This is a genomic window from Flavobacterium alvei (assembly GCF_002920895.1).
In the GTDB taxonomy this organism is placed as follows: domain Bacteria; phylum Bacteroidota; class Bacteroidia; order Flavobacteriales; family Flavobacteriaceae; genus Flavobacterium; species Flavobacterium alvei.
Genome location: NZ_PQVG01000001.1, coordinates 158,486 through 179,542, shown reverse-complemented (window position 1 = coordinate 179,542; position 21,057 = coordinate 158,486). Strand labels below are relative to the sequence as shown.

The following is a 21,057-nucleotide window of genomic DNA, read 5'->3' as shown; positions in this document are numbered from 1 at the left end:
TAAATATATAAGAAAATGACAAATATCTTTTCGAAAAATGATTTAGAAATCCTAATTGCAACAAAAAACCGAGATAATCTTGACTTTTTAGCACTTATGTTTCCATTCGCGTCTTTTTCTAATTTCAATATTTTGATAATCAATCAGTCCAAAGATACTGTTTTGTCATCTGAATTTGAAACGGTTAGAGTGATTAATGTCGATGAAAGAGGGTTGTCTAAAAGTAGAAATCTAGCTATTAAAAATGCTTCAAAAAAGATTTGCTTAATCGCAGATGATGATGTGGTTTATTTTCCCAACTTCGATACTGAAATAATAACTGCTTTCAATCAGAATCCCAAGGCATCTATAATTACATTTAATCATCAACGTATTGGTAAAAAAGAGCCTCATAACAGATCAAAAAAAGTATATTCTCATTCCCAAAAAACTATAGAAAATGTATGTTCGATTGAAATAGGTTTTCAATTAAATGCTATTAAAAATAACAATATTTGTTTTGATGAGAATTTTGGATTGGGTTCTTATTTTGAAACGGCAGAAGAATATTTGTTTTTACTAGCTGCTATTAAACTGAAATTAAATGTAATATTTAGTCCATTTGTTATCGTTTCTCATCCTTTATTGTCTTCTGGAGAACATCAAGGAGACGATAAAATTTTATTTGCACGAGCAGCTTTATTTTATAAAACAAAAAGGAATTTAGCTTACATTTGGTTGATTAAATATGTGTTTTTTCTTTTCAGAAATAATTATATCAATTGGAATGAATGCATGAGTAAATATAAAATAGGCTTAAATGGAATTCAGAAATACAAAGAATTAGTAAAATTAAAGCAATGACAACTATTGATGATGTTCACCTGATTGAAGTCCCAAAAGCACACGATGTGAGAGGAAATCTATCGGTTATAGAAGGAAATACAATACCTTTCGAAATTAAAAGAGTGTATTATTTGTATGATATTCCAACGGCTAGTGTTCGTGGTGGTCACGCACATAAAAATCTACATCAACTTTTAGTGGCTTTGAGTGGCAGTTTTGATGTGGTGTTAAAAGATGGAAATTCACAAAAAGTGATAACACTCAATAAACCCAATTTTGGGCTCTTAATTCCAACAGGAATTTGGAGAGAATTGCAAAATTTTTCGTCAGGTTCAGTTTGTTTGGTTCTTGCCTCGGCAGAGTTTAATGAAAACGATTATATTAGAAATTTTAAGGAATTCAAATTATTTAAAAACAGAATTTCCTAATCCAAAATTGGCTAGTAAAATCTTTAAGTCAATAAGCGGGTTTAATAGTAAAGCGGGCAACTTCAATAGGATTCTTTTTTTTAGAGACATATTTTCTAAATCGATTGCCTTATAAAACTTTAAAAAATTGGTTTTGTCTCCTATTATTTTTGACTTTATAGCCAATGAAAATCGATTCAAATCTAGAAATTTTTTCAAACTTGGATTTGTTTTTTCTAGCAAAGCATATTTATAGAAATCTATGCATTCTATCGGATATTTATGATTTTTTGATAAACTTTTTTCATCATAAACATAACGTGCCAAAACTTTCCAAGAAAACAATATTGGGAAAATTAATCCAATTCTAATCCACATATCAGTGTCTTCTCCGCTTTTTAATTGGATATCAAAGCCACCAGCTTTTTCAAAAACACTTTTGTGAAAAACAGCACACGATGTACAAATGACAGTTTCTTTCAGGCTAGCCTCAAAATAATTTACCATCTCACAATCTCCAGTTTTTACTATTGAATAACTTGAACGAATAACTTTTTTTGAAGTTTCAACTTCAATTGCTGCCGAAAATACTTTAAGGTCAGGTAAACGATAAATATTTTTAGATATTTCTTGAAGAAAATCAGGATACCAATAATCATCAGCATCAATAAAAGTGATATAATTGGATGAAGCTTTTTCTATACCAAAATTTCTAGCTGTCGAAACGCCTCCGTTTTCTTTGTAAAAATAGTGTATTCTTGGGTCTTTAAAATTCAATACTTTTTCTTCGCTTTTGTCAGTCGATCCATCATTAATAATAAGCACTTCAAAATCTCCGAAACTTTGATTGAGAACACTTTTTAGTGTGCTTTCAATAAAATTTTCTTTGTTGTAAAGAGGTATAATGACAGTGAAGAAAGCCATTTATTTAGAGTTTAAATTACACAAATGTACCAATCGATACAAATCAAAAATTAATAACGAAGGATTGTTGCTTGCTATATTTTTGAGAAAAATGGATTGGGTTATTCTATAAAAAAAAGCAAAAGCAAAGTTGAGGTTTAGTTTTTCAATTTTTGAAGCTATTTTTGAAAGTCGGACATAATCCGTGGGCAATAATTCGTGATCAATAAGATATTTCAAACCCAAAATCGATTCATTTTCTTTCTTTATGGCATCTTCAAAATCATCTAACCCTAAATGATAAACCGGGTTTTCAATATGTGTAATTTTAATTTTTTTTTGTTTCAAATTATACGAAAACAAAGTGTCTTCGTGTCTTAAATTGGGAATAGTTTCGTTGAAAGAAACGGTTGAAAAAATGTTTTTATGAATTAAAAAATTTAAGGTTAAGAAAGACAAGTAGGGATTCTCTTGGCGTTTTTTAACCGGTAGCGCTTCTCTCGAATTGCCATATTTCCAACGCAAAACCTGATTTTTTTTTGGTTTTTCTTTTTGGTATTCGATTCCTCCATAAATAATTTTTTCATCCTCATTTACTTGAGAAATGTAATTTTTTATAAAATGATTCTGAATTGGAATGGTATCCGCATCAAGGAAAAGTAGGGATTCGAATTTTGCTTTTTTTGCCAATAAATTTCTAATGGCGCTACGGCCAATATTTTTTTCTAATACTTCAAAACGGCAATTTTCAAAACTATTAATCTTCTCATTTTCGTCAAGACATAGCTTTGAATTGTCATCAAAAACAAGGATTTCAAAATTGATATCGCATTCCAAACATTGCTTCTGTAACTCCAAAACCAAAGGAACTACATTATAATTATAGGTTGGAATGAGAATAGAAAGCATTAAACCGTTTTTTGAACAACCTCAAAAATTTGGGCATCTTCACATTTCAAAGTTTTCGAAGGGAATTTCATTAGCAACGCATAATCATGAGTGGCCATAATAACTGTTTTTCCAGCAGCATTAATTTTTTTCAAAACTTCAAGGACTTCTGCACTAGTTTGAGGATCAAGGTTTCCGGTAGGTTCATCAGCTAAAATAATATCAGGATTATTAAGCAAAGCCCTTGCAATTGCAACACGTTGTTGCTCGCCTCCTGAGAGTTGGTGCGGCATTTTGTCAACATATTCTTTTACTCCAACTTTTTCTAAAACCTCGTTAATTTTGTTTTCAATTTCGGTTTCGTCTGTCCAACCGGTTGCTTTTAATACAAAATGTAAATTGTCTTTCACGTTGCGATCGGGCAATAATTGAAAATCTTGGAAAACAAATCCTATTTTTCTTCTCAAAAACGGAATCTCATCTTCTTTTAAAGTGGCCAAATCAAAATCCATAATGCTTCCTTCTCCATCGGCCAATGGTAAATCGGCATAAAGTGCTTTCATAAAACTACTTTTTCCAGTTCCTGTTTTTCCAATGATGTATATAAATTCACCTTGATTTACTTCAAGATTAATATTTGATAAAATGGTTTTTCCTCCTTGAACGATGGTAACATTTTTTAAAGACAATACAGGTTGTGACATAGTGCAATTTATTTTATTTGGTAAAAGTAATTAATCAATTACCAATTATCAATTATCAATTATCAATTTTTTCTAAATTGTTAAAAAACATGTTTATAATAATTCACCAAAGCCTTTCGTTATAGGCTACAGAATGCAATACATTTGACTTCTTAACAAAAATCCAATGCAAAAAAAAAATAGATTCATAATAGCACTTTTTTTTACAGGTTTTTCAATCCTTTCAGCCCAAAAATCAGCTATTTATACCCACGATTCCAAAGATTTCGACAAAGCACTTGCGTTATATAATGACAAACAATATGCTTCGGCACAGTTTATTTTTGACAAAGTAAAGTCGGCTACTGCCAATGAAGAACTGAAATCGGACTGTTCTTATTATGTTGCCAATTGTGCCATTCGTACCAATCAAGCTGATGCAGATGTTTTGATGGAGCGTTTCGTGACCGATTATCCAACAAGTAGAAAACAAAATCAAGCTTATATTGAAGTGGCTCATTATTATTTCAATCAAGGAAGTTATCCACAAGCTCTGGAATGGTTCGAAAAAGTGGATGAAAATAATTTGAGTTATAACGAACAAGATCAATATAATTTCCAAAAAGGCTACAGTTTTTTTAGTTCTAAAAACAAAAAAGAAGCCACAACTTATTTTAATAAAGTGGCTAATTCAAAAGAATACGGTTCGCAAGCCAAGTATTATCTAGGTTTTATGGCTTATGAAGGAGACGATTACAAGCAAGCCACCAAGTATTTTGACGAAGTGTCAGGCGAAGAAAAATACAAAGAAAAATTGTCCTATTATCAAGCCGATATGAATTTCAAATTAGGAAATTTCCAAAAAGCAATAGATTTAGGAATCAAAGCAATGCCAAAATCGAATGCCATCGAACAATCGGAATTGAACAAAATCATTGGCGAAAGCTATTTTAATTTGAAAAAATACGATCAATCGATTCCGTATTTAGAATTGTATAAAGGCAAAAAAGGAAAATGGAACAATACCGATTTCTACCAATTGGGTTATGCTTATTATATGCAGAAGAATTACGAAAATGCTATTTCACAATTCAATAAAATTATTGGTGGAAAAGATTTCGTGGCTCAAAACGCCTATTATCATTTGGGCGAAAGTTATTTGGAATTGAATAAAAAGCAACAAGCCTTGAACGCTTTCAAGAATGCTTCCGAAATGGATTTTGATAAAGCAATTCAGGAAGACGCCAGTTTGAATTATGCCAAATTGAGCTATGAAATTGGAAATTCTTACCAAAGCACACCCGATGTTTTGACAGCGTTTATGAAAAAATATCCCAATAATGCCAATCAATCCGAGATAGAAAGATTGTTGATAGATTCGTATATTTCCTCTAGAAATTATAGAGAAGCCTTGATTTTATTAGAAAAGAATAAATCGCCAGAAAATAAACTAGCTTACCAAAAAGTAACTTTTTATAGAGGTTTAGAACTTTATACCGATTCTAACTATCAAGAAGCACTCACTTTATTCGAAAAATCGTTAGACATACAAAAAGACACCAAATTCACCGCTCGTGCTACTTTTTGGAAAGGGGAAACCGAATATGTTTTGAACGATTTTAAAAATGCGGTATTGAGTTACAAGCAATTTATGAATTTGGCTGGAGCCGAAACCACTCCAGAATTCAAAAACAGTAATTACAATTTGGCTTATTCTTACTTTAAACAAAAGGAATACGATCAGGCTGGAAATTATTTTCAATCTTATATTAATCAATCAAAAGCAGACAAGGCACGCTTGAATGATTCCTACTTGCGTTTGGCTGATTGTCGATTCGTGACTTCCAACTATACATCGGCTCTCGAAGCTTATAATAAGGTAATCGATTCGAAAAGTGTCGATGCAGATTATGCCTATTTTCAAAAGGCAATTTGCTATGGATTTGTTACCAAAAATGATAAAAAAATAGAGGAACTCAATACTTTTTTGCAATTGTATCCTAAATCAGAATATCGTGATGATGCCTATTTTGAACTCGCAAACACTTATGTTGCGCAGAATAAACCAGATTTGGCTATAAAAACGTATGACAAATTAAATGCTGAATTCAAAAACGGTTCGTTTACTTCAAAAGCCATTTTGCGTCAAGGATTAATTTATTACAATTCTGATAAAGATGAGCAAGCCTTGACGAAATTCAAAAAAGTAGCAGCCGATTTCCCTAAAACTCCCGAAGCACTCGAAGCCGTTTCGACCGCTAGATTGATTTATGTAGATAACGGAAAAGTAGATGAATATGCCAGTTGGGTTCGCACTTTGGATTTTGTAGCCGTTACCGATGCCGAATTGGATAATGATACTTATGAAGCTGCCGAAAAACAATATTTGCAAAACAACACCAAGCAAGCCATTTCAGGATTTAGCGGTTATGTGGGTAAATTTCCAAACGGAATTCACTCTTTGAAAGCTAATTTTTATTTGGCACAATCTTATTTTTCTGACGGACAAGAAACAAAGTCGATACCAAATTATGAATATGTTATTGCACAACCTCGAAATGAATTTACAGAACAATCATTGGCAAGATTGGTGCAGATTTTCTTGAAAAATGATGATAAATCAAAAGCTATTCCAGTATTAACTCGTTTGGAAAACGAAGCCGATTTTCCGCAAAACAAAATTTTTGCTCAATCTAATTTGATGAAATCCTATTATGAAAATAAGGATTATTCCAATTCGGTTATTTATGCCGAAAATGTTTTAGCCAATCCGAAAATGGATGACAATGTAAAAAGCGATGCACAAATTATCATTGCCCGCGCCGCCATCCAAACGGGAGATGAAGTGAAAGCTCGTTCTGCTTACGCCAAATTGCAAACCATAGCCAAAGGAGAATTGGCTGCCGAAGCCTTGTATTACGATGCCTATTTCAAAAATAAAGATCAAAAATTTGAAGCATCGAATGAAGTAGTTCAAAAATTAGCCAAGAATTATTCGAGTTATAAATATTATGGAGCCAAAGGATTAATCTTGATGGCGAAGAATTTTTATGGATTGAAAGACAGCTTTCAGGCGACTTATATTTTGGAAAGTGTGATAAAAAACTTCACAGATTTCCCTGATGTAGTTTCAGAAGCTCAAAAAGAATTGGATGCCATCAAAAGTGAAGAATCCAAAACGAATTCGTCGATAACTAATTAAATATAATATCCGTTGAAATCCGAGTCTTTGCTTTAGCAAATTTGCGTTTATCTGCGTTCCAAATATCAAAATATGAAAATCAATTTCAAAAATATAATTGCCTTTGCTTTATTACTAACTTTTCAATTTTCTTTCGCCCAAAAAAAGGAAGAAAACATCGGAACAGAAGTCGTAAATGTTGTTAAGCCTTATACGCCAACCATTTCGGATGCCTTTAAAGTAAGCGAAAATCCTGTTCTTGACGATGCAGATAATTCCAAAAAAGAGGCCATCAAATATTCGATTTTTTCTTTTCCTGTCGCATCTACTTTTACGCCATCTAAAGGAAAAGCAGAAGGAGTCGAAAAAGAAAAGCAAGCTCATTTGTTTAATAATTACGCCACTTTTGGAATAGGAAATTATGCTACTTTGAATGCGGAATTATTTGTGAATCAAGAATTAGGAAATAATGACTATGTGGGTGGAATGTTTCGTCATTTGTCCTCGCAAGGCGGAATTAAAGGCGTCGAATTGGAAGATGCGTTTTATGATACTGCCATTGATTTGACTTATGGAGTTCGCGAAAAAGATTTGTCGTGGAATGTAGATTTGGGTTATAAAAATCAAGTTTACAACTGGTATGGATTGCCAACAGATTTTGGCAGTTTATTATCGCCAGTAGATAGAAATGATTTAATCAATGGAATTAATCCGCAACACAGTTATAACAATCTGTATTTAGGAAGTAGAATTGATATAAATGAAGGTGTTTTTAAAGAAGCGAGCGCCAAATTCAATCATTTTTCGGATAATTTTGGTTCTTCTGAAAATAGATTTTATGTAAAACCTTCTTTGCAATTTGATATCAACGAAACTACCATAAAAACCAATATAATTGTTGATTATGTTGGAGGAAATTTCGAAAAAAATTATTCTAACGCCAACTCAATAAAATATGGTTTTACCAATTTCGGAGTCGCGCCAAGTTTCGCTATGCAGCAAGACGATTGGACGTTTAATTTGGGCGTTGGAGTTTTTTATAGTGCCGATTTAGAAAACAACGACAATAAGTTTCTAGTTTATCCACAAATCAAAGCTTCCTATAAAGTAGTTGGTGATTTGATGATTTTCTATGCTGGAGCCGAAGGGAATTTGGAGCAAAATACTTATACCGATTTTGTAGCTATGAATCCTTATTTGTCTCCAACCTTAAATATTGCTCCAACCGACAAACAATATGATGTTTATGCGGGTTTGAAGGGAAAGTTGACCAATACGGTGAGCTACAATCTTAAAGCTTCATATGTGAACGAAAGAGATAAAGTTTTGTTCAAAAGCAATGATTATACAGAAACAAGTACGAATGAAAATTATGCTCTCGGAAATTCTATGAAAGTGGTTTATGATGATATGAAAACCATTAGTTTTTATGGTGAATTGAAAGCCGATATTTCTGAAGACCTTGCTTTTGGTATTGACGGAACTTTTAGTAGTTATACCACAGATATTCAGCAAGAAGCTTGGAATTTGCCATCCATAAAACTAAATGCAAAAGTTGATTTCAACATAACCGAACAATGGTACGCTGGAGCGAATGTGTTTTTTGTTGGCGAACGAAAAGACCAAAAATTAAATACAGATATCGTGTATGTTACAACACCAAGTCCGGTAACTTTGGATAGCTATTTTGATCTAAATGCACACCTAGGTTTTAAATACAATGAAAGATTAACTGCTTTTTTAAAGGCCAATAATATTGCCAATCAAAACTATCAAAAATGGATGAATTATCCAGTTCAAGGATTTCAAGTAGTTTTGGGAGCGAATTATAAATTTGATTTTTAGATTATGATAAAGCTTCTGGTTATTACTGTCTTTATCTTATTTGTCTTTGTTTTTATTTATTTTGGTTATTACTAAGATTATAAGAGGAATCCAAGAGATTTTACGAGGTCAATTATTGGAATGCCAATAGGTATGATACTAGAAACATTTGGTTTTAAAACTTTAAACGAGAAATTAAAAAAATGGGTTAATGAAGATTCTAAAAAATAAAAATCTGCGGAAATCCGTTTAAATCCGTTTCATCCGCGTTCCAATATTATGACTTTCAAACAAAAAATACACCAATATTACCAGCAACTTGTTCAAGACCGTGAAGATGCTTTCCGTGATATGATTTCGGCTTTGACCGAAGATTCAAAAAACGATGCCAAAGGTTCGGCAGGCGACAAACACGAAACCGCTTTATCGATGATGCATATTGAACAAGAAAAACTCAATCACAAATTGAAGGAAGTATTGGCCCAAAAAACCATTCTAGACAAAATTGATTCCACCACAATTGCCAAAACTATTATTGTAGGCAGCTTGGTCAAAGCCAACGGAATTTATCTCTATTTAAGTGCTGCACTTCCTAAAATTGCTGTTGATGGCATCAATGTTATTGCACTTTCTCCCCAATCGCCCTTGGGAAATAAATTGATGGGAAATGAAGTGGGGTTTACTTTTGAAATTAATACGACCTCTTACACGATTGAAGAAATTTTATAGTTATAGTTTTGTGAAATTTTCTCAAATTTATTTAGTTGTGAATATTTATCATTACATTTGTTGGTAATTTTGAGAAAATTTCTCAAAAAAATTAAAAAAAGTAACTATGCTATTAGAATTCACAGTCGGGAATTTTTTATCATTTAAAGACAAAAAAACTTTTAGTTTAGAAGCAGGAGGTATTAAAACCATTTTGCCAGATAATGTTGTTCAAAACGGAAAATACAAAGTGCTTCGCTCGGCAGCTATTTATGGTGCTAACTCTAGTGGGAAAAGTAATTTTGTAAAAGCTTTAGATTTTATGGTTAACACTGTAAAGAACTCTTCAAAATTAAATTCGATTGATAAGTTAGGTACCAAGCCTTTTTTGTTAAATACAGAAACAGAAAATCAGCCTTGTTATTTTGAGATTCTTTTTACGGAAGGAGAAAGTCGCTATCGTTATGGTTTTGAATTAGATAATGATAAAATTCATTCAGAATGGTTGTTTATTTTAGAAGCCAATTCAAAAAAAGAAATTCCTTATTTTGTTCGTGAACTGGAAGGTATTGGTGTAGCCGATGTTTTTGAAGAGGCAAGAGGTTTGGAAAGTAAAACTAGAGATAATGGGTTGTTTATTGCTTTACTAGACCAATTTAATAGTAGTGTTGCAAAAACAGTGATATATAATATTTCAAGGATTAGAGTCTTGTCAGGAATAGATCATAAAATCGCTATAGCTATGACTGGGGTTTTATATAATTATGAAGAAGATAGGCTTATGATAGAGTCTTTTCTTAATAAATTGAGTCTTGGCTTTGATAGTTTTATAGTAAAAGATGACGCAAATTTAACCTTTGGAAAAAAAATTAAAACAATACATAAAAAATACAACAAAAAGGGAGAGTTTGTTTCTCATTTTGAATTTGATTTGAATGAGCAAGAATCCTCTGGAACGAATAAATTATTTGATTTGTCAGGAAGTATTGTTTTTTCACTAATGTATGGATATGAATTGATCATTGATGAACTAGATTCAAAACTACATCCAATTTTAACTCAAGAAATAATTAAATTATTTAATAATCCAGAGACGAATCCTAAAAATGCCCAATTAATTTTTACTACTCACGATACTAATTTATTAGGGGCTAATCTTTTTAGAAGAGACCAAATATGGTTTACAGAGAAAGATGATTTTGAAGCAACCGATTTGTATTCATTGTTGGAGTTTAAAGATGGAGATGGTAAGTCGGTAAGAAACGATAGGAGTTTTGAAGCGGATTACATAAGAGGACGATATGGTGCAATTCCGTATATTTCTAATTTGCAGGAAATCTAGGCTATGGCAAATATCATAAAAATCCAAAACCATCTTGCTAAACGAGAAAGAACCAAGGAGAAGAAGCGAAATATTGAAACCAAAGAAGTTCGTGTTTACTTTTTAATTGTTTGCGAAGGTGAAAAAACAGAGCCTAATTATTTTAAGTCTTTTAAAACTAATGTAAAATCATTTGTTTATACAATTGATACTTTGGGTGAGGGTTCTAATACTAAAGATTTAGTAGAAAGAACAATTAAAGCAAGAGATAATTCAAGTCAAGAATATGATAGTGTTTGGGTAGTTTTTGATAAAGATAGCTTTAGTCCCAATAATTTTAATGGAGCAATTGAATTGGCTGAGAATAATGAGATTAAAGTAGGTTGGTCAAACGAAGCTTTTGAATTATGGTACTTATTACATTTTCAGTATAGAAATACTTATATGTCTCGAGAGGATTATAAAAGAGCTATTGAAAAAGAAGTGAATGATAAAATTGCTATTCTATCAAAAAGTAAGAAACCTAAAAAATTTGTTTACAAAAAGAATAGTGTAGAAATGTATTCCATTTTAGAAAAGTATGGAAATCAAAAACAAGCCATAACTTATGCTGAAAAGTTGATTTTAAATCACAGTTGTAACAATTTTGCGATTCATAATCCTTGTACTAGAGTCCATTTATTAGTAGAAGAGTTAAATGGAGATTCGATAGAGCTTAATGAACAAATCAGGCAAAAAAGCGAATAATATCATAAATCTACTTGCATCCGTTTGATCCGCATTCAACTCTTGATTCGTATTATTTATTCCAACATAAAAGTGCTTATGAGTTCAATGTCGTTTTGTTTGTATTTGTATTGAAAAAGTGTGTTTTGACCAACCAAAAGTAGTTTGTCATCCAAAGGAATGACATCAAACGGATTAATGTTTTTAAATTGATTGGTCAATTGCAAATTAAAGACATCGGTTTTGTTGAATACTTTTAGTCCAGCACTTCCATCACAAATAAATAACATTTGATCTTTTATTCCCAAACCATAAGGATTTTCTAAAACAAACGATGCTGTTTTTACCGGATTCACTTTATTAGTGATGTCAATAATTTCTAAGACATTATTGGTTCCTCCGCAAAAATTACCTGAACGCAACGTAACGTAGGCGTATTTTTCGTCAACTACTACAGGATCGCAAGCATTGATATGGGCAATTCTTGATGCGAAAACAGGATTTTCTAACGATTTGATGTCATAAATATACATACCGTTGGTGCTCCCTATGTACAAATAGTCATTTTTGTTAAAAATGGTTTCAATTCCCCAACCCACATTTTGCTCTTTTACTTTTGTTGGAACAGACAAATTTTGAATGTTGAAAATATTGATTTTCTGATTATCCACAGCATACAAATAATCTTCAACAATCATAAAACGAGCCAATGAACCGCCTTGTCCTGTAGTTGATTCAGAACTTGCTGCATTGAACATAATTCCACCTGAACTGCTTAAATAATCTATGTTTTGAGGTTTTCTTTTTTCTTTTTTGATACTCCAACCTACAATGATTTTGTCTGCATTATAATTTGGATAATCATACAAAAGTGGAAGATTATTGTCAATAGTTGGGTAAATGATATGTTGTGGAAAAACATTGTTCAATCTCTTTTTCTCTACTATATTTCTAATATCTGAAATATCAAAAACGACTAAATCTGTAAAACTATCGGCGAAAAGCATTTGATCTTTAACCGCTATATCTGTATTTCCAAGAATTTTAAGAAAGGATATTTTTTTTGGAGCCGTTGGAATTGTATTGTCTATAATGTGAATGCCATTTTCTTGGTCATTTATAAAAATAAAATTATCGTAAACATATATTTTACCAGATTTTGCGGTTTTTTGTGGAGGTAATATTTTTACAGAACTTCTTAACTCGCTCAAAGACATAGTGACCGGAGTTGCAATATTGTAGGTTTCATAATTTTCATCTCCATTCTCACAAGACATAAAAGTCATCGAAAAGAAAGTTATTATTAGCAAAAAATATAAAGTATTTTTCATTTGTGTATTATTTTGTAAGTTTATATCGTGGTGCTAATTTATTCATTTTTAATGAAATAATGGTTGTGTTTGGATTGTTTTTTTTTAATAATTTTAAAATTTGATAGTTTGTGTTTTTGTTAGTCTATTTATATATTTTTAATAGTTTTCGTTCAAAGAATTTAAATCTAACATAATGTTAAATTAATATCTTCTTTCACAAAAAACTACCGAAATCATTAAAATAAAACATCATTCTCTAATAAAACTTTCGTAATTTCGCCACCTTAAAAGTTTGACTTTAAAACCAAATACAATTATGAGCAAAATAATGACAGTCGACATATTGTCGAGTATTAAAGGAGCACAGCCATCCGAAAGCGTGAACAAGTTATTTGATGTAATCAAAAATGCATCATCAAATAATAATCCTTCTAATAATGTCAATTATAATTGCGTGTCAGTAAGTGATTTAAGAGAAGATGTTGTAGTAGAAAGTTCGACTATGGAGAAACAATTAATTTTGGAAAATTTCCCGAACAAGAAAAATGGTTTTTTAGTGGTTGCTAAAGTTATAGAAGGATAAAATGGAATCTCAAATAAAAAAGATACACCAGCAATTGGTGTCAAAACAAATAAGTTGTACGGCTCTTGTACAGGAAAAATTAGACTTACTTAAACAAAATACCTACAATTCTGTAAATTCTGTTTTAGATACTTTGGCTTTAGAATTGGCTTCAAAAGTAGATGCTAAAATTGCAAACGGAGAACCAATCGGTCTTCTGGAAGGTATTCCCTTTGGAATCAAGGATGTTTATATGGTGCAAGGAACTTACACTACAGCAAGTTCTGATTTGTTGAAAAATTATAAATCACCTTACACAGCTACTGCCATTCAAAAATTATTGGATGCCGGAGCAATTCCGTTGGTAAAAGAAAATTGTGATAGTTTTGGTCACGGATCTTCAAGTGAAAACACCATTTTTGGAGCGGTGAAAAATGCAATTAATCCAGAATTAGTGGCAGGAGGTTCAAGCGGTGGTTCTGCGGTTAATGTTGCCAAAGATTATACTGTTTTTTCTATTGGTGGAGATACAGGAGGTTCTATTCGTCAGCCTGCAGGGTATAATCATATTTACGGTTTCAAACCAACTTACGGAAGAATTTCAAGATACGGATTGATGGCGTATGCATCTTCTACGGATTGCGTTGGTCCATTGGCGAAATCAATTGAAGATATTAGAATTGTGCTGAATGTAATGAGTGGGAAAGATCCAAAAGATCAAACTTCAGTCACTTCAACTGAAATTAGTGAAGGCGCCATTGCAACTTCAACAGTTGAAACAATTGGGTATTTCAAAAACTTTATCGAAAGCGATGCTATCGATCCTCAAATAAAAGCTGATTTCTTGGCAAGTATCGAAAAGATAAAAGCCAAAGGAATTGAAGTAAAAGAATTAGATTTTTTCAAATCTGATATTTTGGTTTCTACTTATTATACATTGGCAATGGCTGAAACGGCTTCTAATTTATCTCGTTTGGACGGAACAAATTATGGGAATCGTATTGAAGGCGAAAATTTAATTGATACTTATGCCGTTACCCGTTCTGAAAATTTTTCGGAAGAAACTAAACGCAGAATTGTAGGTGGAAATCAAGTGTTGTCTCAAGGTTTTTCAGAAGGAATTTATTTAAAAGGATTGGCTTTGAGAGACCAGATTTCTCAAAATTTCAGCAAAGATTTTGAAGAAGTAAATATCGTTTTATCGCCAGTTACACCAAGTACGCCTCCTAAAATCGGAGACAGTTTAAAAGATCCGTTGGCTATGTATTTGTCCGATGCCTATACGGTTGGTTTTAGCTTAGGTCAATTGCCAACTTTAACCGTGCCACAAGGAACGAGTACAGGACTGCAAATTACGGCAGCAAAAAATAATGATGAATTAGTGTTGCAATTTGCAAACTTCTTAAAAGATACAATATAATGGAATTGGAGCAATTAAATGCGGCGATAAAAGCCCACGATTTAGAATTGGTAATTGGACTGGAAACACACGTTCGATTGAATACCAAAACCAAGTTGTTTTGTTCTTGTCCAAATCAAGAAATAGAAACACCTAACCAAAATATATGTTCTGTTTGTACGGGACAAATGGGCGTTTTGCCTGCCATAAACAAAGAGGCAATTACAAAAGCGATTTACTTTGGAAAAGCGGTGGATTCGTCATTTAGCAATGAAGTGATCTCTTGGGATAGAAAGCATTACGAATATCCGGACAACCCGAAAAATATTCAGATAACACAATATCATAATCCAATAATTCCTGACGGACACGTGTCTTGTTACCGAAATGACGGTTCTCAATTCACTGTGAATTTAACTCAGGTTCATATCGAGGAGGATGCGGCCAAATTAATGCACGAAAAGAAGATTTCGTTAGTTGATTTTAACAAAGCCGGTGTGCCGTTGATTGAAATTGTTACGGAGCCTTGCATCAGAAATATTGAGGATGCTTCGACTTATGCTCAATACATTCAGCGTATTGTTCAAAACTTGGGAATCTCAGAAGCGAATTTGGAAAAAGGAGAATTTAAATCGGATGTTTCTGTGTCTTTGCGCAAAAAACATTCTTATGATTTGAATCCAAGAACTGAAATCAAAAACTTGAACTCGTTTAAGTTTATGGTCGAAGCCTTGAAAGAAGAAGTAGAAAAACAGTTCAATTATTTTATTGAAAATAAAGAATTCAGACCTGACCAAACGACGGTGCTTTGGGATGCCGATTTAAAGCAGACCAAGACAATGCGTAAAAAAGAATTTGAAGCAGATTACCGTTTCATTTCTGAGCCAGATTTACCTTTTGTAAACATCAAGAAGGAAATCGAAGCGATCAAAGTGGATACGGATGCTTTGCCTTTTGCGGTCGAATCTATTTTAATTCACGGAGGTGTATTGCCACAAGATGCTAAGTTTTTTACAGCAGATGCTTTGCGTTCTGGAACTTTTGTAGCGATAAATAAGGTGATTAACGATCCTTCGTTTGTAGCTAAAACTTTGGCCAATAATTTGAAAGTTGATGATTATGCCGAAATCCACAGTATTGATCATTTAATTGAAATTTTCCAATTATTCAAAGCCGAGAAAATCACTGCTGTTTTAGTTCAAAATGCGATTATTGGTTATCTAAAAGATAGAACTTTTGACTATAATAGTTACTTTGCTGAGAATACCATTTCAGAAGATAAAATTCAGGAAGTAATTGCAAAAGTACTTTCCGAAAATGAGGCTGTTGCCAATGATATCAAAGCGGGAGACCAAGGGAAAGCAGGTATTTTAGTCGGCAAGATTTTAGGTATTATCGGAAAAGGTGCTAACGGAAAAGTAATTCGTCAGCAAATTTTAGATAAATTGGGTGCTGCTGCTGTTTTAGAAAAGTCAGAAGCATCAGAGAAAGTTTCCAAAGAAGCTGTGGCAGAAAATAAAGAAATTCAAGAAGAAGTGCTTCCTGAAATTCCAATTATTATAAAAGATACTTATAGAACGCACAAAATTTCACAGTTATCAGAAGAAAACATTCAAGATGAAGTGCTATTGTCGGGTTGGGTAGCTAGTGTTCGTGATCACGGTGAGTTGATGTTTATCGATTTGCGTGATTCCAGTTATGAGATTTTCCAAGTCCGTATCAGCAGGGAATCATTCCCTAATATTGATGAGTTAGTGAAATTGAAACCGGAATCGGTTATTTCGGTAAAAGGAATTGTAGTAGGTCGTAATGAAGATGATTTTAATGCAGGATTGCGTACCGGTAAAATTGAATTGGAAACTTCAGTTTTAGAAATTTTAAACTTATCCAAAACCTTGCCTTTCGAAATCAAGAGAGCGGCTAAGACAAATGAAACGACTCGTTTTCAATACAAATTTTTAGATCACAGAAACGAAGAGGTAAGACGAGCCATCGTAAACCGTCATAAAGTAATTAAATTATTGCGTGACATTTTAGATGAAGAAGAATTCTTAGAAATTGAAACGCCGATTTTAAGCGCAGGAACGGATGAAGGTGCACGTGAATTTATTGTTCCTACACGTAAACAAGCCGGTTTCTTTTATACATTGCCACAAGCGCCACAGCAGTTTAAGCAAATGTTGATGGTGAGTGGATATGAAAAATATTTCCAAATTGCGCGTTGTTTTAGAGATGAGGATTCCCGTGGAGACCGTCAGCCGGAATTTACGCAATTGGATATTGAAATGGCTTACGCAAGTATGCAGCAGATTATCGATTTGAACACCAAAATGTTCAATGAAGTAGTGACTAAAATCTACGGTAAAAAATGGATTTTGCATCCGTTTGAAGTGATTACCTATAAAGATGCAATGGATTTTTACGGTTGCGACAGACCTGATTTGCGTTACGGTTTAAAAATGCAAGACATAACTGATATTGTAAAAGACACCACTTTCCAAGTATTTAGCAAGCCGATTGATGAAGGCGGAATTGTAAAATGTATCAAAGTTTCGGCTCAAGAGCAAGGAAACAAGCGTATGTCTAAAGGGCAGATTGAAACGCTTACAGCAGTTGCGCAACAACACGGTTTGGGCGGATTGGCTTATATTATTGTAAACGAAGACGAATTGCAATCACCAATTATTAAATTCTTGGGTGAAGAAATTGCTGCAGGAATCATAAAAGCGACCAATGCACAAGTGGGTGATATTGTATTCTTTTCCGCGGCAGATTATGCAACGGCTAACAAAGCTTTGGATGCGGTTCGTCAGGAAATGGGTAGAATGTTACACTTGATTAATCCGAAGGAATTACGTCCGGCTTGGGTGGTAGATTTTCCAATGTTCGAAAGAACTGATGAAGGAAGATGGACATTTACACACAATCCGTTCTCTATGCCGGCTATTTATGATTTGCAAAAGCATATGGAAGGGGATGATGAAAAAATCGGAACCATCATCGCTCAGCAATACGACATTATCTTAAATGGTTACGAAATTGGTGGAGGATCGGTTCGTGCCCATAAATCGGAAATTCTGGAAGCGACTTATAGAAATATGGGTTACAATAAAGAAGAAATGATGAAAAGTGTAGGGACAATGTATAAAGCTTTCCAATACGGCGCACCGCCACACGGAGGAATCGCTTGGGGAATTGACCGTTTGATGATGATTTTGGAGAAAAAAGCTTCTATCAGGGAAGTAATGGCTTTCCCAAAAACAGGAACTTCGGAAGATTTATTATTCGGCGCACCATCTCTTTTATCTGACAAAAAGGTAGAAGAAATGAATGTGAAGATTATGAGATAGTCTTTCAATATCAATAGCAATGACAATTTCAATGAGCAATTAGAGAATAATTGAAATTGTTTTATTTTTTCAAATTTCCAAAACGGCATTTTAAAATGTTTGTTTTGGAAATTTGTCTCTTAATAGTAGTTTTGTGTTTTAAATTATTAGCTTATAATTATTTATAACCAATATTGATTATGAAAATAGTTGAATTAAAGTAAAGTATTTAGATTTTTTTTTTTTTTAATTTTGATTGAATTTAACTACTAATTAATCTAAAAAACTATGAAACTAAAAATTAAATTATTTGTATCTTTTTTATTTATAACTTTATCAATACTATTTTCAAGTTGTGAAACGGACATAAAAGAAGAAACGACTAACACACAACAGGCAGTTGGTGGAAAAATCAAGTACGTTACTATTGAAGATGTTCCTTTTTTGATGCCAAGTGTACAAAAATTTCGGGCTAAGGCGAATGTTAAAGGAGTTACAGCCAGAGTTGCTGCGTCTCAAGAGCTTGATTTGCAAAACATAATTGAATATGATGATGCAGGTGGTAATGACAGTTACAGTATTCCTATTATTGATAATTCATCAGGAGGAGATGATTATTATTTTGAGAACTTTAATATTATTACTGACGGTGTGAGTTATGAGTCTTTTATTTTGAGATACAATCCTACAAATGATAGTCAAGCAGTTGATTTTGGAAATTTTACAGGAGAAATGGAGTTTTTTAGTGAGATTAATAAACCAGTTGGAAAAATAACTTTTGAAAATAGCACTGCAAGAATGGTTGAGCCAGCTATTTCTACAGGAGGTTTCGAAGGAAGTGGTGGTAGCATAGATAGATGTAGATGTTCTTTTATTGATCGATTGTTTGATAAATTTATAAACATTTTAAATAGTATTGGTAATGCCATTTCTGGTCTAGCAAGTGCAGTAGGTAATATTAGTCTTAGTTCTGCATCACAAGGTGATCCAAATAACACAGGATATGTTCTAGCAATAACACCTTTAGATATGGGTAGTTCCTCAGGCAACACAGGTTCTGATTTTGGTTCTGGAGGAGGAGGAGGTGATTATTCAATAAAAGTAGTTCCTAATGTTCCTAAATTATTTTATCCTGTTTCACAAGGCAAAGAGGCGCTAATTCTTAATCAACTTGGTTTTGACGACTCTACAATTCTTCCTTGGCTACAAAACCCAATTAATAAGACGTTTGTTGATCAAATCTACTTTTCAATTTACGAAGAAGATAATGTTGAAATTAGAAATTTTGCTAGAGAAACGATTGAAAGTTTAAAAATGAATCCAACTACATTTACTTCTATAACCCCTTTTTTAATTGAGAAAAATATAGATTTTATAAATCTTGACCCTTGTAGTAAAAGTGTTTTTCAAAAAATTAAAAAGGCTACTGTTTGCGACATTGCTCAAGTCTTAGCTAAGCTCGACGCTAATAATTCAATTTATACCACAACCATTAGATCTGAAGTGCCTCCAAGTGGTCAGCAACCTGGTCAAACGATTCGAAATGCTAAAAACAATTATACTATTTATATCAGTACCGACTATACGGATAAAACGAAATTATTTATAGCTGCTACAATGTTTCATGAAATCGTACATGCTTATTTCATGACTCTTTATGATGATTATTATAATTCAAGTCCGCCAAACCTTAATTCCTATAATGATTTTGCAGTTTTATTTAATTATTATGTAACTTTAAAACATCCGACTTCTATTAATCCAGCAGATGTGCATCATCAGCAAATGGCGGCTGATTATGTTGATGCTATAGCAAGGTCATTGCAAGAATTTCAAACTAATTCACCTATTTCTGATGCCAATCCACTTAAGCAAGAATATAAAGATTTAGCTTGGTTTGGGTTAAAAGATGCGCCAGTTTTTGATGTAACATATCCAATAGGCAATCCTAATAGACAAAGAATTTTAAATAGAGGGGCTTGTGAACAAACAGGGCATCCAGTGGGTGCAGGTACGCCAGACGAACAAACTCCATTAGGTCAACCTTGTAATTTTTAAAAAGATGAAAAACATTATTCTCTTTTTTTTAGGATTAATGCTGATTTCTTGTTCAATTCAAAGTAGCAGTAACCAAAATGCTAAAAAAAAATCTACTGCCTTTTTGGGAAATAACCTGATAGATGTTGAAAGTAATATTATTAATAGTTTCTTGAATGTTGAATTAGAAAAAGAAAGATATAAAAATTATAAAGATTTTGAAATTGTAGTAATTGAAGAAGCGTTAAAAAAATACAAATCTATTGAAGCCTATCAATATTCTTGTGATGAGTGGATATCTATGGATAGAATTAATAAAATTGGTGACATAGAAAATAGATTTTTTTTAGATACTTTGCAAATTAAAAAAATAAAAATAAAGTTAGAAAAAGAAGAAGTTTACCATTGGAAAGTCTCTGATTTTAAAAATATAGGAGTGAATTTACTTAAATATGAGGAATTAAGAAACATAATAAATACAGGTGCTTACATAACCCTTCCAAGTAAATTAATTATATACTTATCAAAACCATTAATCATTGATGAAAACAATGCTTTTATAAGTTTTGAAATAGGAAATGGGCAACTTGGATTTTCATCGATAAATCATTTTACTGTGCTAATGCGAAAAGTAAATAGTAAATGGGAGCAAAGTGTTTTTTATGAGGATGGAGTATTTAATTGAATTTAAAAAAAAATAGTGGAGATGTTGTAGATAATCAAACAGGCTTATCTTCAAATTCTACTGTTGCTTGGAGAAATTTACCGCAGGCACAACGTATTCAAATATTAAATATTTGGGATAATTTTATAAACACAAACCCGCCTGTCAATATTAATAAAAAAAATAATTCTATTGATGTGCTTAATCACATTTAATTGGTTATTTAGTCAGGAGAAAATTGAGAAAAAAAGTCAAACTATTTATTTGGATTTTAAAAGTAAATATGT

The 21,057-nt window shown here is 32.5% G+C and carries 17 protein-coding genes; 13 read left to right on the top strand and 4 right to left on the bottom strand.

Annotated features, from left to right (window positions below):
• The first annotated feature begins 15 nt into the window (after positions 1-15).
• Positions 16-843, top strand: coding sequence for a glycosyltransferase family A protein (locus C3L50_RS00800; RefSeq protein ID WP_103804080.1), 828 nt, complete (start codon positions 16-18; stop codon positions 841-843).
• Positions 840-1,253 carry a sugar 3,4-ketoisomerase gene (locus C3L50_RS00795; protein ID WP_103804078.1) on the top strand — a complete coding sequence of 138 codons (414 nt, stop codon included), beginning with the start codon at positions 840-842 and terminating at the stop codon, positions 1,251-1,253. Before C3L50_RS00800 ends, C3L50_RS00795 begins: the two co-directional genes overlap by 4 nt.
• On the opposite strand, the gene C3L50_RS00790 is transcribed toward C3L50_RS00795, so the two are convergent.
• From C3L50_RS00790 to C3L50_RS00780, 3 genes are read right to left on the bottom strand one after another with little or no spacing between them, the layout of a single operon-like run.
• The gene (locus C3L50_RS00790; RefSeq protein ID WP_103804076.1) at positions 1,230-2,156 is read right to left on the bottom strand and encodes a glycosyltransferase family 2 protein; all 927 of its coding nucleotides are present in this window, start codon (positions 2,154-2,156) and stop codon (positions 1,230-1,232) included. The genes C3L50_RS00795 and C3L50_RS00790 overlap by 24 nt on opposite strands.
• Positions 2,157-3,044 carry a glycosyltransferase family 2 protein gene (locus C3L50_RS00785; protein ID WP_103804075.1) on the bottom strand — a complete coding sequence of 296 codons (888 nt, stop codon included), beginning with the start codon at positions 3,042-3,044 and terminating at the stop codon, positions 2,157-2,159.
• Positions 3,044-3,727, bottom strand: a complete 684-nt coding sequence (locus C3L50_RS00780; protein ID WP_103804074.1) for a cell division ATP-binding protein FtsE — start codon at positions 3,725-3,727, stop codon at positions 3,044-3,046. Before C3L50_RS00780 ends, C3L50_RS00785 begins: the two co-directional genes overlap by 1 nt.
• Positions 3,728-3,893: 166 nt before the next feature.
• Here C3L50_RS00780 and C3L50_RS00775 point away from each other — a divergent pair, with 166 nt between their 5' ends.
• The 5 genes from C3L50_RS00775 to C3L50_RS00755 all read left to right on the top strand — a co-directional run bounded on the left by C3L50_RS00775 (position 3,894) and on the right by C3L50_RS00755 (position 11,487).
• A complete protein-coding gene (locus tag C3L50_RS00775) occupies positions 3,894-6,908 on the top strand; it encodes a tetratricopeptide repeat protein (protein ID WP_103804072.1) in 3,015 nt (1,004 codons plus the stop codon).
• A 72-nt stretch (positions 6,909-6,980) separates the two neighbouring features.
• Positions 6,981-8,732, top strand: coding sequence for a TonB-dependent receptor (locus C3L50_RS00770; RefSeq protein WP_103804071.1), 1,752 nt, complete (start codon positions 6,981-6,983; stop codon positions 8,730-8,732).
• Between the two features lie 258 nt (positions 8,733-8,990).
• Positions 8,991-9,440, top strand: a complete 450-nt coding sequence (locus tag C3L50_RS00765) for a hypothetical protein (RefSeq protein ID WP_103804069.1) — start codon at positions 8,991-8,993, stop codon at positions 9,438-9,440.
• A 106-nt stretch (positions 9,441-9,546) separates the two neighbouring features.
• On the top strand, positions 9,547-10,761 hold the full coding sequence (locus C3L50_RS00760) for an AAA family ATPase (RefSeq protein WP_103804068.1): 1,215 nt from the start codon (positions 9,547-9,549) through the stop codon (positions 10,759-10,761).
• 3 nt (positions 10,762-10,764) lie between these two features.
• Complete coding sequence (locus C3L50_RS00755; protein WP_103804066.1) at positions 10,765-11,487, top strand: RloB family protein; 723 nt, start codon at positions 10,765-10,767, stop codon at positions 11,485-11,487.
• A gap of 56 nt (positions 11,488-11,543) precedes the next feature.
• On the opposite strand, the gene C3L50_RS00750 is transcribed toward C3L50_RS00755, so the two are convergent.
• Positions 11,544-12,797 (bottom strand): LVIVD repeat-containing protein, encoded by a 1,254-nt coding sequence (locus tag C3L50_RS00750; RefSeq protein ID WP_103804065.1) that lies wholly within the window; start codon positions 12,795-12,797, stop codon positions 11,544-11,546.
• 310 nt (positions 12,798-13,107) lie between these two features.
• Here C3L50_RS00750 and C3L50_RS00745 point away from each other — a divergent pair, with 310 nt between their 5' ends.
• The 6 genes from C3L50_RS00745 (at position 13,108) to C3L50_RS00720 (ending at position 20,985) form a co-directional block, all read left to right on the top strand.
• Positions 13,108-13,362, top strand: a complete 255-nt coding sequence (locus C3L50_RS00745; RefSeq protein WP_103804655.1) for an Asp-tRNA(Asn)/Glu-tRNA(Gln) amidotransferase subunit GatC — start codon at positions 13,108-13,110, stop codon at positions 13,360-13,362.
• Position 13,363: 1 nt separating this feature from the next.
• Positions 13,364-14,761 (top strand): amidase, encoded by a 1,398-nt coding sequence (locus tag C3L50_RS00740; protein WP_103804063.1) that lies wholly within the window; start codon positions 13,364-13,366, stop codon positions 14,759-14,761.
• Positions 14,761-18,090, top strand: coding sequence for a bifunctional amidotransferase subunit GatB/aspartate--tRNA ligase AspS (gene gatB/aspS / locus C3L50_RS00735; RefSeq protein WP_103804062.1), 3,330 nt, complete (start codon positions 14,761-14,763; stop codon positions 18,088-18,090). The genes C3L50_RS00740 and gatB/aspS overlap by 1 nt, the downstream gene beginning before the upstream one ends.
• Before the next feature lie 267 nt (positions 18,091-18,357).
• Positions 18,358-20,127 carry a hypothetical protein gene (locus tag C3L50_RS00730; protein ID WP_103804060.1) on the top strand — a complete coding sequence of 590 codons (1,770 nt, stop codon included), beginning with the start codon at positions 18,358-18,360 and terminating at the stop codon, positions 20,125-20,127.
• 4 nt (positions 20,128-20,131) lie between these two features.
• A complete protein-coding gene (locus C3L50_RS00725; RefSeq protein WP_103804059.1) occupies positions 20,132-20,791 on the top strand; it encodes a hypothetical protein in 660 nt (219 codons plus the stop codon).
• The gene (locus tag C3L50_RS00720; protein ID WP_103804058.1) at positions 20,788-20,985 is read left to right on the top strand and encodes a hypothetical protein; all 198 of its coding nucleotides are present in this window, start codon (positions 20,788-20,790) and stop codon (positions 20,983-20,985) included. The genes C3L50_RS00725 and C3L50_RS00720 overlap by 4 nt, the downstream gene beginning before the upstream one ends.
• Positions 20,986-21,057: the final 72 nt, after the last annotated feature.